This is a genomic window from Gemmatimonadaceae bacterium, from assembly GCA_019637355.1.
Classification (GTDB): domain Bacteria; phylum Gemmatimonadota; class Gemmatimonadetes; order Gemmatimonadales; family Gemmatimonadaceae; genus Pseudogemmatithrix.
Genome location: JAHBVT010000001.1, coordinates 3,045,946 through 3,060,241, shown reverse-complemented (window position 1 = coordinate 3,060,241; position 14,296 = coordinate 3,045,946). Strand labels below are relative to the sequence as shown.

Sequence of the window (14,296 nt, the reverse complement as noted above, 5' to 3'; positions counted from 1 at the left end):
TTGAAGGGCGCACCGAGTGAGCTCAGCGCGCCCTTCAAGCTTCCGTCTTCAGTCTTCCGTCTTCACCGCACCAACGGCTTGTACTTCAGCCGATGCGGCTGATCCGCATCCGCGCCCTTCCGGCGCTTCAGGTCCTCGATGTAGGCCTGGTAGTTGCCCTCGAACCACACCACCTCCGAGTCACCCTCGAAGGCCAGGATGTGCGTCGCCACGCGGTCGAGGAACCAGCGGTCGTGCGAGATGATCACCGCACAGCCCGAGAAGTCGAGCAACGCCTCTTCGAGCGCGCGGAGCGTATCGACGTCGAGGTCGTTGGTCGGTTCGTCGAGCAGCAGCAGGTTGCCGCCCTGCATCACCGTCTTGGCGAGGTGCAGGCGATTGCGTTCGCCGCCGGAGAGGTTGGCGACGAGCTTCTGCTGGTCGGCGCCCTTGAAGTTGAAGCTCGAGGCGTAGGCGCGGCTGTTGAGTTCCTTCTTGCCGACGACGATCTGTTCGCGGCCGCCTGAGATCTCTTCCCACAGCGTGCGCTTGCCCTCGAGCGTGCGGTGCTGGTCCTGGTAGGAGATCTGCACCGTCTCGCCGATGGTGAGCGTGCCGCCGTCCGCCTTCTCGAGCCCGTTGATCATCCGGAACAGCGTCGTCTTGCCGGCGCCGTTGGGCCCGATGATGCCGACGATGCCAGCGCGCGGCAGGTCGAAGTTCAGGTTGTCGAAGAGCAGCTTGTCGCCGAAGGCCTTCTTGAGGCCCTTGGCGCGCACCACGTCGTTGCCGAGCCGCGGCGCCGGCGGGATGATGATTTCGTTCTGCATCACCCGGTCGTTCTGCGCCTCGCTGGCGAGCTGCTCGTAGGCCTGGAGGCGCGCCTTGCTCTTGGCCTGCCGCGCCTTCGGCGCCATCCGCACCCACTCAAGCTCCTTCTGCAGCGTCTTCTGGCGGGCACTGGCCTGCTTCTCTTCCAGCGCCAACCGCTGCTGCTTCTGCTCGAGCCAGCCGGAGTAGTTGCCCTCGTACGGCACGCCCTTGCCGCGGTCGAGCTCGAGGATCCACTTGGCGACGTTGTCGAGGAAGTACCGATCGTGGGTGATGGCCACGACGGTGCCCGGAAAGCGCTCAAGGAAGTGCTCCAGCCACGCCACCGACTCGGCGTCGAGGTGGTTGGTGGGTTCGTCGAGCAGCAGCATATCCGGCTCCTCGAGCAACACCTTACAGAGCGCCACGCGACGCTTCTCGCCGCCGGAGAGATTCGTCACCGGCGCCTCGGCCGGCGGCAGGCGCAGCGCGTCCATCGCCACCTCGATCTTGTTGTCGAGGTTCCAGAGGTCGTGCTGGTCGATGTATTCCTGCAGCTTGGACTGACGCTCCATCAGCGCGTCGAAGTCGGCGTCGGGCTCGGCGAACTTCTCCGAGATCGCGTTGAACTCGTTGAGCGCGTCGCGCTGCGCCTTCACGGCCAGCTCCACGTTGCCGCGCACGTCGAGGTTCGGGTCGAGTTCCGGCTCCTGCGGCAGGTAGCCGATGCGCGTGCCCTTGTGGGCCCAGGCCTCGCCTTGGAATTCGGTGTCGACGCCGGCCATAATGCGCAGCAGCGAGGACTTACCCGCGCCGTTGGCGCCGAGCACGCCGATCTTGGCGCCGGGGTAGAAGGACAGCCAGATGTCGTCGAGAATGATGCGCGAAGGCGGCACGACCTTCTTCAGCGCCTTCATCACATAAATGAACTGCGGAGCCACGCGGGATCTCTCCTGTCAAATCGAAACGGCTGGATGCGCACTCGAGCGCATCCAGCCGTGAAAGATACTCGCGCCGCCCCGGTCGGCGGCCCGCCGACCCGTCAGGTCACCCGTGCCAGCACCGCGACGACCGCCAAGCCCACCACCAGCGGCAGCCAGCTTGCCTCGAGGGTCTGGGTCAGGGCCTCATACATTCCACGGATGCGGCTGAACACGGGATGTCTCCGGAACGGGGTTGCCACAGGGACGCGCGAGCGGCGCTTCTCGTTTCAGGCGTATACCCGGCTGCTGGCGGTTTGGATCGTCCTGGCCGGCGCCGCCTGCACCGGGACGCCCGAGCAACGCTACCCGCCGGCTCCTGCGCTGCCCGTGACCGCGATCACGGGTCCGGCCGCTGGACCGACGGTCGCCTTCGTCGCCGGCGTCCACGGCGGGAAGGTCGCGGCGGTACACGCCGTGGACTCGCTTCGGCTGCTCCTACCAGGCCGCCTACGCCGCGGCCGCGTGCTGCTCGTCGCGCCGGCGAATGCCGCAGGCTTCGCTGCCGGGCTCGCCCAGGTCTCGCCCGACGACTCCCTCAACCTCAACCGGGTGTTTCCCGGCAATCCCGACGGCCGCCCGACCGAGCGGCTGGCCGCGCGCCTGTTGCGCGAGGTCGTCGCGCAGGCGGACTACCTCGTGGACTTGCACGGTTCCGATGGCGACGAAGCCGTCGGCGCTTTCGCCTACGCGGCACGCCCCGGCCTCGACCCGCGCGTAGACTCGGCGGCGCGCGCGCTCGCGGCTGTCTGGGCGACGCCGACCATCGTCTGGGACGAAGGCGGGCCGCGCGACCTCGCCGAGTCGCGCTTCTTGCAGACGGCTGCGCATCTGAGCGGTGTGCCGGCCATCACTGTCTTTGAACGCGGAGCCGCGCGCGAGGACGCTCGAGCGACGGCGGCGTTCGTCGAAGGGGCGCAGCGGGTGCTGGCCTCGCTCGGGATGCTGGAGGAAGCAGCGATGCCTACGGCGACGCCCGCGACCCAAGCGCACGCGCCGACCCTGCTGGCCCGCCGTGCCGTCGTGACCGCGGCGATCGACGGCACTTGGCGTCCGGCGACGACACCCAGCGAGAGCCTGCGCCCCGGCGAACCAGCCGGCTGGCTGCGGAGTTCGTCGGGGGTGGAGTCAGCCGTCCGCAGCCCAGACGGCGGGCTCGTGTTGCATCTTCGTAGGGCCGGGCCCGTGCAAGCCGGCATTCCGCTCGTCATCACCGGCCTCGTCGCCGCGCCCTGACCGAATCGATTCGTGGACTTCACCGGCATCTCCGCCCAACTCTCGTCCAGCCCGCTCACTGCGCTCGGGCTGGTCTTCCTCGCGGGCGTGTTCACGAGCCTGAATCCCTGCATCTACCCGATGATCCCGATTACTGCTGCCATCGTCGGCGGGCAGACGGTCGGGGACGCGAAGCCGCCCCGAGGGCGCACGCTGCTGCTGACGCTGGCGTATGTGGTGGGTCTGGCCGCCGTCTATTCCACGCTCGGCATCATCGCCGGCGTGACGGGCACGATGTTCGGCACCATCAGCACCAACCCGTGGCTGTACTTCGCGATGGCCAACGTGCTGATCCTCGCTGCGCTGGCGATGTTCGACGTGATTCCCATCCGTCTGCCGGCCTCGTGGCAGGCACGCGCCGCCACAGCGGGCACGGCCGGACGCGTGAGCGGCGCCCTCGTTATGGGTGCGATGTCCGGGCTCGTCGCCGCGCCCTGCGGGGCGCCGGTGATGGCCGCCATCCTCACGTGGGTAGGGACGCAAGGGAGCCCTACGCTGGGTTTCGTGTATCTCTTGGTGTTCTCGCTCGGGATGTGCACGCTGCTTGTGGTCGTCGGGCTCTCGAGTGGCGCGTTGGCCCGCCTGCCGCGCGCCGGCGCGTGGATGAACTGGGTGAAGAAGGGCTTCGGCGTCGTGATGCTCGCGGTAGCCGAGTACTATCTCATTGAAATGGGGAAGCTGCTGTTCTGATGAAGACGCTGACGATGCTCCGACGCGCGCTTGGCGCGCTCCTTCTCTGCACGGCCGCGACGGCCGGTGCGCAAGACACCGGCCTTCCGCTCGGTACGCTCGGTCCCGCCGCCGCGGTCGAGACGCTCGATGGCGCTGCCGCGAACCTCAGCTCCGTTATCGGCGGAGGCAAGCCGACGGTGATCGAGTTCTGGGCCACGTGGTGCCCGTCCTGCCGTCAGCTCGAGCCGGCGATGGAAGCCGCACAGCGCCGCTATGGTGATCGCGTGCGCTTCGTGGGAGTGGCGGTAAGCGTGAACCAATCGCCCGAGCGCGTGCGGCGCTACGTGGCTGAGCATCTGCGCGGGTTCACGCATTTCTATGACCGGCGTGGTCAGGCGGTCACCAACTATGACGTGCCGGCGACGAGCTATGTGGTGGTGCTCGACGGCAGCGGTAAGGTGATCTACGGCGGCGTGGGTGGTGATCAGGACATCGACTCGGCGGTGCAGCGCGCGCTGCGGCCTTGAGGCACGACGGGCGCGCGGGCCGCGCGCCCGTGGCAGTCCCGATGCGCTAGCCGAGCAGCGGCGCCTCGAACAACAACCGCGGAGCCTGCGGCTCCCGTGTGTGATACACGTGCAAGCGACGGATCGTGAACGGCTCGCTGATGCGCACGGCGAGCATCTTGCGCAAGCGCTCCTGCGTCAGCTCGGGATACAAGTTGAGCGTGCAGTGCGGCGTAAACGGCCAGCGCGCCGGCTGGAAGGGGAGCCCACAGCCCTTGAGGGCCTCGTGCAGCGCGCGCAGCGGACCGTGCGGGTCCAGCCGCAGCGAGACGATGTTGCGCCCGATGAACCGCTCGGGCGCGCCGAACACGAGCGTCACCGGAGCAAATCGCTCCGTCACGGGGATGATCGCCGCCTTCAGCTCCGCCACCGAGAGCTCCGGCGGCAACGGCCCGGCGCCGGACGAACCCGTGAGCGTAATGTGCGGCGGCAAGGCGCGCGCCATCTTCGGGTCGAACTCCATCTGCAGCGCGTGAATCTGCGCCGCGAGTTCGCCCTCGAGCTCGGCAGTGATGAAGATGCCGCTGTTCATCGGGTGTGGATCGACACGCCGAGCATCGCCCCGCCGTGGGGCGAAGCGGCGATCAGCGGGCGCAGGAAGAACCCGTCGATGGGATCGTCGCGACGTGTGGCGTGCCAGCGGTCAATCGCCATTGCCGTCACGATTCCGATGCCGGCGCCGACAGTGACGTCGCTGAGCCAATGGCGGTCGTCGTGCATCCGGGCGTAGGCGGTGCTGAGCGCTGACGCGTAGCTCAGCGCCCCGACCCACCGCGCGTGCTGCGGCGCGCGACGGCGGACATCGAGCGTCACGGCCGTGGCGAACGCGAAGGCGGCGGTCGAGTGTCCGGAGGGCATCGATTGATAGTCGCCCCCTTTAACGCGCATCCCGCGCGCGAACTGCCAATCATCTGGCGCATCAGGCGCAACGGCGGGACGCGCGCGTCCAAGGATGCCCTTGAGCCCCGAGGTCACGACACCACTCACGGCGATGGCCTCCAGCGCCCGGAATCCCGTTGACGCGACGACCGGACGCTTGGCCACCAGACCGCCACCGTACAGGAGCACTCCGGCGACGACCACTCCCGGCTGCCCGAAGGCATTTCCGTACGCGGTCAGGCCATCGAGCGCCGCCGAGCCCTGGGGACCGCTCGCCCGCACGGCGTCGCGCGCGCCTTGGTCCGCGAGGTAGGCGAGCCCGCCCAGCGCGAAGGTGGCCGAGAACCCCTTCACCTCCGGCCAGCTGAACGCCGGCGAGGGCGGCGGCGGCGCACTGTCCGTCGAAGCCTGCGCCTCGGCTACCGCCGTCGGTGCCAGCACGAGCAGCCACGCGAATGCCCCAATGCGAACCCATTGCATAGCGCCTAGTTTAGCTGGGGCGCCGTGCTTCCGCTTCCGTCTTCCGTCCTCCGTCCTTTTGTGCATTACGAGATCCGCCACTTCGAAAGCCACGCTGACCGCACCCAGTGTGTTGCACTCCAGGAACTCATCTGGGGCGTCGGTTATGCTGATAAAATCCCGCCCGCCATTCTCATCGTGATGCAGAAGCTGGGCGGCATCTGCGCCGGTGCCTTCGCCGAGGACGGCAAGATGCTCGGCTTCGTGCTCGGGATGAGCGGGTTGCGCGACGGCCGCCTCGCCCATTGGTCCGATATGCTCGCGGTGCATCCCGATGCGCGCGGGCACCACGTGGGCGAGCGCCTGAAGGCTTTCCAGCGCGAGCATTGCCGAACGCTTGGCGTCGAGTTCATCCATTGGACCTTCGATCCACTCGTCGCGCGCAACGCCCACCTGAACCTCACGCGATTGGGCGCCCGCGCCGCCGAGTATGTGGAATCGATGTACGGTGAGACCACCAACTCGCCGCTGCAGGGCGATATGCCGACCGATCGCTTCATCGTGGCCTGGCCCGTGGATGAGACGCAGGGCGCCCCAGCGCTCGCGACAATCCCGGACGACGCGCCGCTGGTGGTCGGTGCCGACGCCGCGGAGCTCCCGTTGGCCGAGGCCCCGCAGGTAGTGGTGCGCGTGCCGCGCGACATCTATGCCTTGGTGCGCAACGACATCGCGAGCGCCCGCCGCTGGCGTGCGGCCACGCGACGCGCGTTCACGCATTATCTCCCGCGCGGCTACCGCGTGCTCGGCTTCCTCGCCGACGACGACGGTGGCCGCTATCTCCTGAGCCGGACGCAGCCGTGATCACGCTCGACCGCATCGTCCTCCGCGAAATCCGCCTCCCGCTGGTGGAGCCGTTCCGCATTTCGTCCGGCGTGTGGAGCGACCGTCGCATCCTGCTCGTAGAGCTCTACGACCGCGACGGTGCGATGGCCTGGGCGGAGAGCGTGGTGGATGACGCGCCCAATTATTCGTCGGAGACCATCGACACCGCCTGGCCGACCCTGGTGCGATTCCTCGCGCCGCGCCTGCTCGGCAAGCCGGTCGCGCACACGGCGGTGCACGAACTGCTCGAGCAGGACGTGCGCGGACACCAGATGGCCAAGGCCGCGCTCGAGATGGGCTGCTGGTCGCTGGCCGCGCTGCAGGCTGGGCTGCCGCTCGCGCGCCTGCTCGGCGGCACGCGCACGCAGATCGCCACCGGCATCTCGCTCGGCATCCAGCCGAACATCGCGACGCTGGTGGAGAAGGCGACCCGATCGGTGGCGGCGGGGTACCAGAAGGTCAAGATCAAGATTATGCCTGGCTGCGACGTCGAATGGGTGGCGGCCGTACGGCACGCCGTCGGTGACGAAGCGCACCTGATGGCCGACGCGAACAACGCGTATACGCTGGCCGATGCCGACCGCCTCGCCCAACTCGATGCCCTGAACCTGATGATGATCGAGCAACCGCTCGCGCACGACGACATCGTGCGGCACGCCGAGCTGCAGAAGCGGCTACGGACACCGCTGTGCCTCGACGAGTCGATTACCTCGCTCGAACGGGCGCAGGATATGGTCGCGCTGCGCGCCGGCCGCATCATCAACGTCAAGCCCGGCCGCGTCGGCGGCTTCGCGCAGAGCCTGGCCATCCACGACTTTTGCGAGGAGCACGCCATTCCGGTCTGGTGCGGCGGGATGCTGGAGAGCGGGATCGGGCGCGCCTACAACGTCGCGCTGGCCTCGCTGCCGAACTTCACGCTGCCCGGCGACCTCTCGCCGAGCCGCCGCTACTGGGCGCAGGACGTCGTCACGCCCGAGTGGACGATGGACGCGCAGGGAATGGTTGACGTACCGCTGGCGGCGCCGGGACTCGGCGTCGCCGTTGACGAAGAACGCATCCGGGCCCTGACGGTCCGCACCGAGGAGCTCCGCGCGTGACCCCGACCCTGCCCACAGCAGTCGCCGACCAGTTCACCGACGCCGATCGCAAGTTCCTCATCGAGCTGCGACGCTCGCTGCACCGACGACCCGAACTCTCGTGGCAGGAGCGGCAGACGCAGCAGCGCCTGCGCGAGGCCCTGCTCGACGTCGGCATCACCGACATCACCGCGATCGCCGACACGGGCTTGGTAGCGCGGATCCCCGGCGTCAATCCCGACGGACCGGCCGTGGCCCTGCGCGGCGACATCGACGCGCTCCCGATCCAAGAAGCCAGCGGCCAGCCTTGGACCTCGATGCACGAGGGCGTGATGCACGCCTGCGGCCACGATATGCACGCCGCTTGGACTGTCGGCGCGGGCTTGCTGCTCGCGCGGCAACCGGCCCTCGGCGAAGTGCGTCTGTTCCTCCAGCCCGCAGAAGAAGTCGGCGAGGGCGCCGCGCGGATGATCGCCGAGGGCGCGCTGGAGGGCGTCGGGGCGATCTTCGGCGGGCACGTCGACTGGCGCTACAGCGTTGGCGAACTCGTCGCCACGGCCGGCGCGCTGGCAGCCAGCACAGACACTTTCGAGATCGTCTTCACCGGACGCGGCGGCCACGGCGCGCGGCCGCAAGACACGCTCGACCCGATCGTCGGGATGGCGGCCTTCGTCAGCGACGTGCAGACGATCGTCTCGCGGCGGCTCGACCCTGCCCTGCCCGGCGTGATCTCCGTCGGCCAGTTCGAGGCCGGTTCGGCGCCGAACGTGATTCCGGAGACCGCACGCTGCACCGGCACCATCCGCGCCACGACGCCGGGCTCGCGCGCGCTGCTCTGCGAAGAGCTCGAACGCCTCGCCCACGCCGTCGCGACGGCGCACCGGCTCACGGCCGAAGTGAAGCTATCCGAAGGCACACCGCCGCTGCTCAACGGCCTGCGCGCCGCCGCCTGGGCGCAGGATGCCGCCGCGGCATTGCTCGGTGCGGAATCACTGCACACGTTGCCGGTGGCGAATATGGGCGGCGAGGACTTCGCGTTCTACACTGAACGTGTGGAAGGCTGCTTTATGCGCATCGGGACCTGGCGCGAAGGGCGGCCGCGCGCCGGTGTGCACACGCCGCGCTTCGATCCCGACGAAGACGCGCTCTTCGTGGCCGCCGCGATCCTCGCCGAGTGCGCGCGCACCGCGAGCCGCGCACTACGAGGCGGATGAGCTCGCCCGTCATCGTCCCGGTGGATGCGGCGGCGCCGGACGCCGCCGTCATCGCGCGGGCGGCCGAGGTCATCCGCCGCGGGGGGCTCGTGGCGATGCCGACGGAGACGGTGTACGGACTGGCCGGCAACGCGCTCTCGCCCGAAAGCATCGCGCGCATCTACGCCGCCAAGGGGCGACCGGCACAGAATCCGCTGATCGCGCACGTCGCCGACGCAGCGCAGGCGCGCAGCCTCGCCGCCGAATGGCCGACGATGGCGCAGGCCTTGGCTGAACGGTTCTGGCCGGGTCCGCTGACGCTCGTCGTGCGTCGCAAGGCGACGGTTCCGGCAGCGCTCTCGGCTGGGCTCGACACCTTCGGGGTGCGTGTGCCGGACCATCCGGTCGCGTTGGCGTTGATTCGCGCCTGCGGACTGCCGCTCGCCGCGCCCAGCGCCAACCGCTTCACCGAAGTCTCGCCCGTCACGGCGGCCCAGGTGGCGCGCGGGCTCGGTGGCGCGGTGGATCTCATCCTCGACGCTGGGCACACGCGCGTCGGCATCGAGAGCAGCGTGGTGGACGTCAGCGGCGGCCGCGCGGTGTTACTGCGTCCAGGCAGCATCACGCGCGAGGAGCTCGAGGCCGTGGTGGGACCGGTGAGTCGTGGCGCTGCGCCGGCTCGCGCCGATGCAGCACAGGCCTCGCCGGGGATGGCGGCGCGGCACTATGCGCCGCGCGCGCGCGTCGAGCTGCTGGAGCCGGCAGAGCTGTCGGCGCGGCTTGTGGGCGAGCCCGCGAGCGCCGCAACGGGCCTACTGCTCTGCACGCTCGCGCCCGAGCTTTCGTGGACGCCGACGATGCGAGTCTCGCTGGGCGCCGACCCGGCGCGCTACGCCGCCGGCCTCTACGATGCCCTGCACGAAGCCGACGAACGGCGCTGCGAAGTCCTGCTCATCGAACGTCCGCCGGCGGGCCCCGGCTGGGATGCCATCCACGACCGCCTGCGGCGCGCGGCACATCCGGGCTGAGCGTGCCCTTGCCCTGCGGCCCGGGCACCCTTCATTTCAGCATATGCTCACTCTCGATCTCTCGGGCAAGCGTGCCCTCGTCGCTGGGGTCGCCGATGACGGCGGCTTCGGCTTTGCCATCGCCAAGGCCCTCATCGAGGCCGGCGCCACCGTCTGCGTCGCCACCTGGCCGCCGGCGCTCAACATCTTCCTCAACCTGCTCGAACGCGGGAAGATGGACGAGTCGCGCAAGCTCAAGGACGGCTCGCTGCTCAGCTTCGAGAAGATATATCCGCTCGACGCCGTCTTCGACACGCTCGAGGACGCACCGCAGGAGCTGCGCGAGAGCAAGCGCTACAAGGACGTCGGCGATTTCTCCATCGCCGGCCTCGCCGCGAAGATGCAGGCCGACTTCGGCGACAAGCCGCTGGACATCGTCGTGCATTCGCTGGCCAACGGGCCTGAGGTCAAGAAGCCGTTGATGGACACCAGCCGCGCCGGCTATCTCGCCGCCGTGAGCGCCAGCGCCTACTCGCTGATCTCGATGGTGCGGCACTTCGGGCCGCTGATGCGCAGCGGCGGCAGCGTGGCCTCGCTCACGTATATGGCCAGCGAGCGCGCGATTCCCGGCTACGGCGGCGGGATGAGCTCGGCCAAGGCCGCGCTCGAGAGCGACACGCGCGTGCTCGCGTATGAAGCGGGACGCAAGTACGGCATCCGCGTGAATACCATCTCGGCGGGCCCCTATGCGTCGCGCGCCGCCAGCGCGATCGGCATCATCGACAATATGGTGAAGTACTGCCAGTCCAACACGCCGCTCCCCGAAGCACTGGAGGCCGTCGAAGTCGGCCACGCGGCGACCTTCCTCTGTTCACCCCTCGCCAGTGGCATCACCGGCACCACGCTCTACGTGGACAAGGGCTACCACGCTATGGGGATGGCGGTAGACGGCGCGACGGTACCCAGCTTCTGAAGATGCCGGTGGTGACGGCCACGCCGCCGAGGATGAAGCCGCAGCCCATCAGCATCGTCGCCGTCACCGCTTCGCGCAGGAAGAGCGCGCCCCACACCATCCCGAACATCGGGATTAGGTAGGTCACGGCCATCGCGCCGGTGGGGCCGACGCGCTCGAGCAGCCTGAAGTACAGCACGTAGCCCAGTGCAGTGGCCAGCAGCGCCAGCGCCACGACGCTCCACCACGCGCCGGCCGGCGGCATCGTCGCCGGACGCAGCCACAGCGCCGGCAGCGCGAGCAGCGCGGTGGACGTCACGAGACTGCCGGCGGCGATCGCCAACGACGACATCCCCGGGAGCATCCGCCGCGTGAGGTGCGCCGAGATCGCGTAGAGCAACGCGCCGCTGAGTGCCGCGCTCACTGCAAGTGAACCGCCGCCGATCGACAGCTTGGGGATCACCAAGATCACCACGCCCACGAAGCCGATGAACAATCCCACGCCGCGGTCGATGCCCAAGCGCTCGCCGAACACGATGCGTCCCACCAGCGCACCGAAGAGCGGGACCGTGGCGTTCAGTACCGCCGCGAAGCCGGCCGGCACCGTGCGCGTGGCATAGGCGAAGAGCGCGAAGGGCACCGCTGTGTTGATTGCGCCGATCACCACCAGCGCGCCCCAGCGTCCGCGCAACGCGCCGAGCTGGCCGCGGGCCGCCAGCCAGGCCACGAGCACGGCCGCGGCGAGCGCGACGCGCACCTCGACCAGGGCCACGGCTCCGAAGTGCGGGACGGCGATGCGCGTGAAGAGAAATGCGGCGCCCCACACGGCGCCGAGCAGCAACAGGTCCCAGGTATCGCGACGGGTCACGACCGGAAGCTAGCGGGGAGGGGCCGTGCGTGACATTCCGGCGGCTGAGGGGTATCGTTTGGCCACGGAGGTTCTATTGATGCGCACGGTTGCTCAGGAACGTCGCTGGCGTGGGCTCGGAGTGATCGTTGCGTTCGCACTGTTCGGCACGGCGACGCCCGCCAGCGCTCAAGAATCCAGCGTCACCGTTACGTCGCGTGGCGCGCTCGCCGGCGTCGTCCGCGACCCGCAAGGCAATCCCATTGCGGACGCCCGGGTGACCATCGATTCCCCGGTCCTGCAGGCGCGGACGGATTCCAGCGGCGCCTTCGCACTGGGCGGCCTCCCCACGCGCCAGCTGCGTGTCACGATTCGCGCGCTGGGCTACCAGCCGGCCGTGGCCGAGCTCGAAGTCCCGCTCGGACAAACTCTGAACATCGCGATCGTGCTCGCGCCCACGGTCGCGCGCTTGGATGCCATCTCCGTCGTTGGGCAGTTGATGAACCAGGTCGTTGGCACGGTGCTCGATGACCGGGACCGCCCCGTCCCTGGGGTCGTGGTGGACGTGCTCGGCTTGGATCGGCGCACCGAGACGGGGAACGATGGACGCTTCATCCTGATCGACCTGCGTCCCGGGTCGTACATCCTGCAGTTCCGCGCACCGGGATACCGCGTCGCGCAGTACGGCGTGCGGATGATCGCGCAGATCGATCGCGATGTGACCATTCGCCTCCGTCCTTTTGACCGCAACGATCGCTTCCCGGCCGCGCTGGCGGCGCAGGTGGTGCTCGAGGCGAACCGGCGGCACGCGATGCGCGGGGCGCGGTCGGTGATCGTCGGGCGAGACGAGCTTGAGCGATGGGACACGGCGCCGCTAGGCATCGCGCTCGGCGCCAGCCAAGGCGCGATCGCGATGCGCGAGACGAACCTCAGCTGCATCCTCGTGGATGGGCACGAGCCCTTGAACGCAGCGGCGGCACGGTCGGGCTTCGACGGACTCGGATCGCGGCGCAACGCACCGATTTCCATCGACCCAGGCGGCACGAGCGGTGGATCGCGCGGCGGGGCGAGCGCCGGCGGCGCAGGTGGGACCGGCGGCTGGCTCAACTTCTTCCGCGCCAACGAAGTGGAGATGGTGGAGATCTACCCGGAGGGGTCCGAGAACTCGCGCTCGCTGTGCAGCCGGTTCCCACCGAGCTCGGGCTGCGCCTGTCCGCCGGAACCGTCGGGCATCGTCGTCTGGTTGAAGCGCTAGGCCAGCTCAGGGCAGCGGACGGCGCCGCAGCGCCTCGATCTCCGCGAGGATGCCGGCCACCGACGCCTCCACGATGACTTCGCCCTTGGCGCGCGTGGCCAGGGTCGCATCGCCCCATACGCCAGACGGCGAATAGGTCCCGCGCCCGTTCGGATCCCGTGTCAGTCCGCCTTCGCCGCGCGGCGCGTCGTCCTTCACCGCCTTCGACATATCCACGCGCGCAGGGTCCATATAGAGGATCGCTGAGGTCTCCGTCTCGTCGGCGTGCGTGCCGCGCAACTGCTGGCTCACGCGCGCCTCGGCCTCGCCGGCAATCGTGCCGATGTTCGTGTATTCGAACAGGATGCCTTCGGCCCGCAGGATCTCCGCCGACGCCGCCAGCGGACGCAGCGTCGAGATGCCGGTGTTGAGCACGTAGAACTTGCGCGGTCCATACGCCGCGAGGCTGCGCACGATGTCCACGATGAGGTCGCGCGCCGTTTCGAAGCGCAACGTCGTCGAACCCGGATACTCGACGAAGGACGGATAGAAGTGATAGTTGACCGTGGGCGCGACAATCACCTCCGCGGCCTCCAGCACCCGCCGACGATAGTACTGCGCCAGCGTGAGATCATTGTCGAGCCGCAGGTGCGGGCCGTGCTCCTTCGCCTCGGCGCCCAGCGGAATCACGATGACGGCATCGCGCGTGAGAACGCGCTCGGCTTCGAGCCAGGTAAGATCGCCGAGGACGAGTCCGCGATGGCCGGCGGCCGGTCCTGGGGCGGGCGTCTGCGCCGCCAGCGCGTTCGACATCACCAGCGTGAGCAGCAACCCACAGAGCAGCGTCCGCACGCGCGACCTCCGGCTCAAGGAGCGACCACAACGCGCACCGAGTCCAGCGCGCGGTCCACTCGGATGACGACCCAGGTTTCACCGATGCCGGTCGCAGTGAAGGTATAGCTGCCTTGTGCGTTCGGCGACACGACGGAACTGAGGACGCCCGGCGTGCGCAGCGTGACCTGCGCGCGCTCCATCGCGAAGCTCAGTCCGCGGACCAGGACGTTGAGCGAGTCGCGGGGTGCGCTGCGAATCAGCACGGACGCGCCGGGCGCGAAGGGCGCGGCATCGCAGGCGACGGGCGCCCCGACCGTCCCACAGAACAATCCCAGCGTGGCGGAGAGTTGCCCGACGATCACATAGCGTCCGACCTCGATGCGATCCGTGAAGCGTGCGCCCACGGCCATCGTCTTGAGCTCGGCCGTCACGCGGTTGCTCACGACGAACTCTCCGCCAAAGAGATGCGTGAGCGTGCTTGGCGAATTGAGCGCGTTCGGGTCTGCGGTGACCCACTGCACGGCCGCGTTCGCGGTGATCGGTGGGTCGCGGTGGACGGTCGCGGTGAAGCGCAGTCCATCCGCACCGGCGGTGTCGGGCACATCGACGAGGGTCATCAGGTAAGGCGAGCCGGGGTCGAACGGGTTCGTC

15 protein-coding genes are annotated in these 14,296 nt (G+C 69.0%); 9 read left to right on the top strand and 6 right to left on the bottom strand.

Features of this window, described 5'->3' with window-relative positions; all coding sequences use genetic code 11:
• Positions 1 to 62: 62 nt before the first annotated feature.
• Positions 63 to 1,730, bottom strand: coding sequence for an energy-dependent translational throttle protein EttA (ettA, locus tag KF689_13990; GenBank protein ID MBX3134488.1), 1,668 nt, complete (start codon positions 1,728 to 1,730; stop codon positions 63 to 65).
• Between the two features lie 201 nt (positions 1,731 to 1,931).
• On the opposite strand from ettA, the gene KF689_13985 reads away from it, so the two are divergent.
• Genes KF689_13985 through KF689_13975 form a run of 3 tightly spaced genes read left to right on the top strand, consistent with a single transcriptional unit; the run spans position 1,932 to position 4,243 of the window.
• On the top strand, positions 1,932 to 3,005 hold the full coding sequence (locus KF689_13985; protein ID MBX3134487.1) for a succinylglutamate desuccinylase/aspartoacylase family protein: 1,074 nt from the start codon (positions 1,932 to 1,934) through the stop codon (positions 3,003 to 3,005).
• A gap of 12 nt (positions 3,006 to 3,017) precedes the next feature.
• The gene (locus KF689_13980; GenBank protein MBX3134486.1) at positions 3,018 to 3,734 is read left to right on the top strand and encodes a sulfite exporter TauE/SafE family protein; all 717 of its coding nucleotides are present in this window, start codon (positions 3,018 to 3,020) and stop codon (positions 3,732 to 3,734) included.
• Positions 3,734 to 4,243: a TlpA family protein disulfide reductase gene (locus tag KF689_13975; GenBank protein ID MBX3134485.1), complete on the top strand. Its 510-nt coding sequence runs from the start codon at positions 3,734 to 3,736 to the stop codon at positions 4,241 to 4,243. Before KF689_13980 ends, KF689_13975 begins: the two co-directional genes overlap by 1 nt.
• 46 nt (positions 4,244 to 4,289) lie before the next feature.
• Here KF689_13975 and KF689_13970 read toward each other — a convergent pair whose 3' ends face one another.
• Positions 4,290 to 4,814, bottom strand: a complete 525-nt coding sequence (locus tag KF689_13970; protein MBX3134484.1) for a 2'-5' RNA ligase family protein — start codon at positions 4,812 to 4,814, stop codon at positions 4,290 to 4,292.
• Complete coding sequence (locus tag KF689_13965) at positions 4,811 to 5,641, bottom strand: phosphatase PAP2 family protein (protein MBX3134483.1); 831 nt, start codon at positions 5,639 to 5,641, stop codon at positions 4,811 to 4,813. The genes KF689_13970 and KF689_13965 overlap by 4 nt, the downstream gene beginning before the upstream one ends.
• Positions 5,642 to 5,818: 177 nt before the next feature.
• Here KF689_13965 and KF689_13960 point away from each other — a divergent pair, with 177 nt between their 5' ends.
• From KF689_13960 to KF689_13940, 5 genes are read left to right on the top strand one after another with little or no spacing between them, the layout of a single operon-like run.
• Entirely contained in the window at positions 5,819 to 6,481 is a 663-nt protein-coding gene (locus KF689_13960; protein MBX3134482.1) for a hypothetical protein, read from the top strand.
• Complete coding sequence (menC, locus tag KF689_13955) at positions 6,478 to 7,599, top strand: o-succinylbenzoate synthase (GenBank protein ID MBX3134481.1); 1,122 nt, start codon at positions 6,478 to 6,480, stop codon at positions 7,597 to 7,599. Before KF689_13960 ends, menC begins: the two co-directional genes overlap by 4 nt.
• On the top strand, positions 7,596 to 8,792 hold the full coding sequence (locus KF689_13950; GenBank protein ID MBX3134480.1) for an amidohydrolase: 1,197 nt from the start codon (positions 7,596 to 7,598) through the stop codon (positions 8,790 to 8,792). Before menC ends, KF689_13950 begins: the two co-directional genes overlap by 4 nt.
• Entirely contained in the window at positions 8,789 to 9,799 is a 1,011-nt protein-coding gene (locus tag KF689_13945) for a threonylcarbamoyl-AMP synthase (GenBank protein MBX3134479.1), read from the top strand. The genes KF689_13950 and KF689_13945 overlap by 4 nt, the downstream gene beginning before the upstream one ends.
• Before the next feature lie 43 nt (positions 9,800 to 9,842).
• Positions 9,843 to 10,751 carry an enoyl-[acyl-carrier-protein] reductase gene (locus tag KF689_13940; protein ID MBX3134478.1) on the top strand — a complete coding sequence of 303 codons (909 nt, stop codon included), beginning with the start codon at positions 9,843 to 9,845 and terminating at the stop codon, positions 10,749 to 10,751.
• Here the strand turns inward: KF689_13940 and KF689_13935 are convergent.
• Complete coding sequence (locus KF689_13935) at positions 10,708 to 11,598, bottom strand: DMT family transporter (GenBank protein MBX3134477.1); 891 nt, start codon at positions 11,596 to 11,598, stop codon at positions 10,708 to 10,710. The two genes, KF689_13940 and KF689_13935, sit on opposite strands and share 44 nt — an antisense overlap.
• Positions 11,599 to 11,677: 79 nt before the next feature.
• Between KF689_13935 and KF689_13930 the strand changes: the two genes are divergently transcribed.
• The gene (locus KF689_13930) at positions 11,678 to 12,832 is read left to right on the top strand and encodes a carboxypeptidase regulatory-like domain-containing protein (protein ID MBX3134476.1); all 1,155 of its coding nucleotides are present in this window, start codon (positions 11,678 to 11,680) and stop codon (positions 12,830 to 12,832) included.
• Between the two features lie 6 nt (positions 12,833 to 12,838).
• Here the strand turns inward: KF689_13930 and KF689_13925 are convergent, their stop codons facing one another.
• Positions 12,839 to 13,663 (bottom strand): creatininase family protein, encoded by an 825-nt coding sequence (locus KF689_13925; GenBank protein MBX3134475.1) that lies wholly within the window; start codon positions 13,661 to 13,663, stop codon positions 12,839 to 12,841.
• Positions 13,664 to 13,677: 14 nt separating this feature from the next.
• A complete protein-coding gene (locus tag KF689_13920) occupies positions 13,678 to 14,262 on the bottom strand; it encodes a hypothetical protein (protein ID MBX3134474.1) in 585 nt (194 codons plus the stop codon).
• Between the last annotated feature and the right edge of the window lie 34 nt (positions 14,263 to 14,296).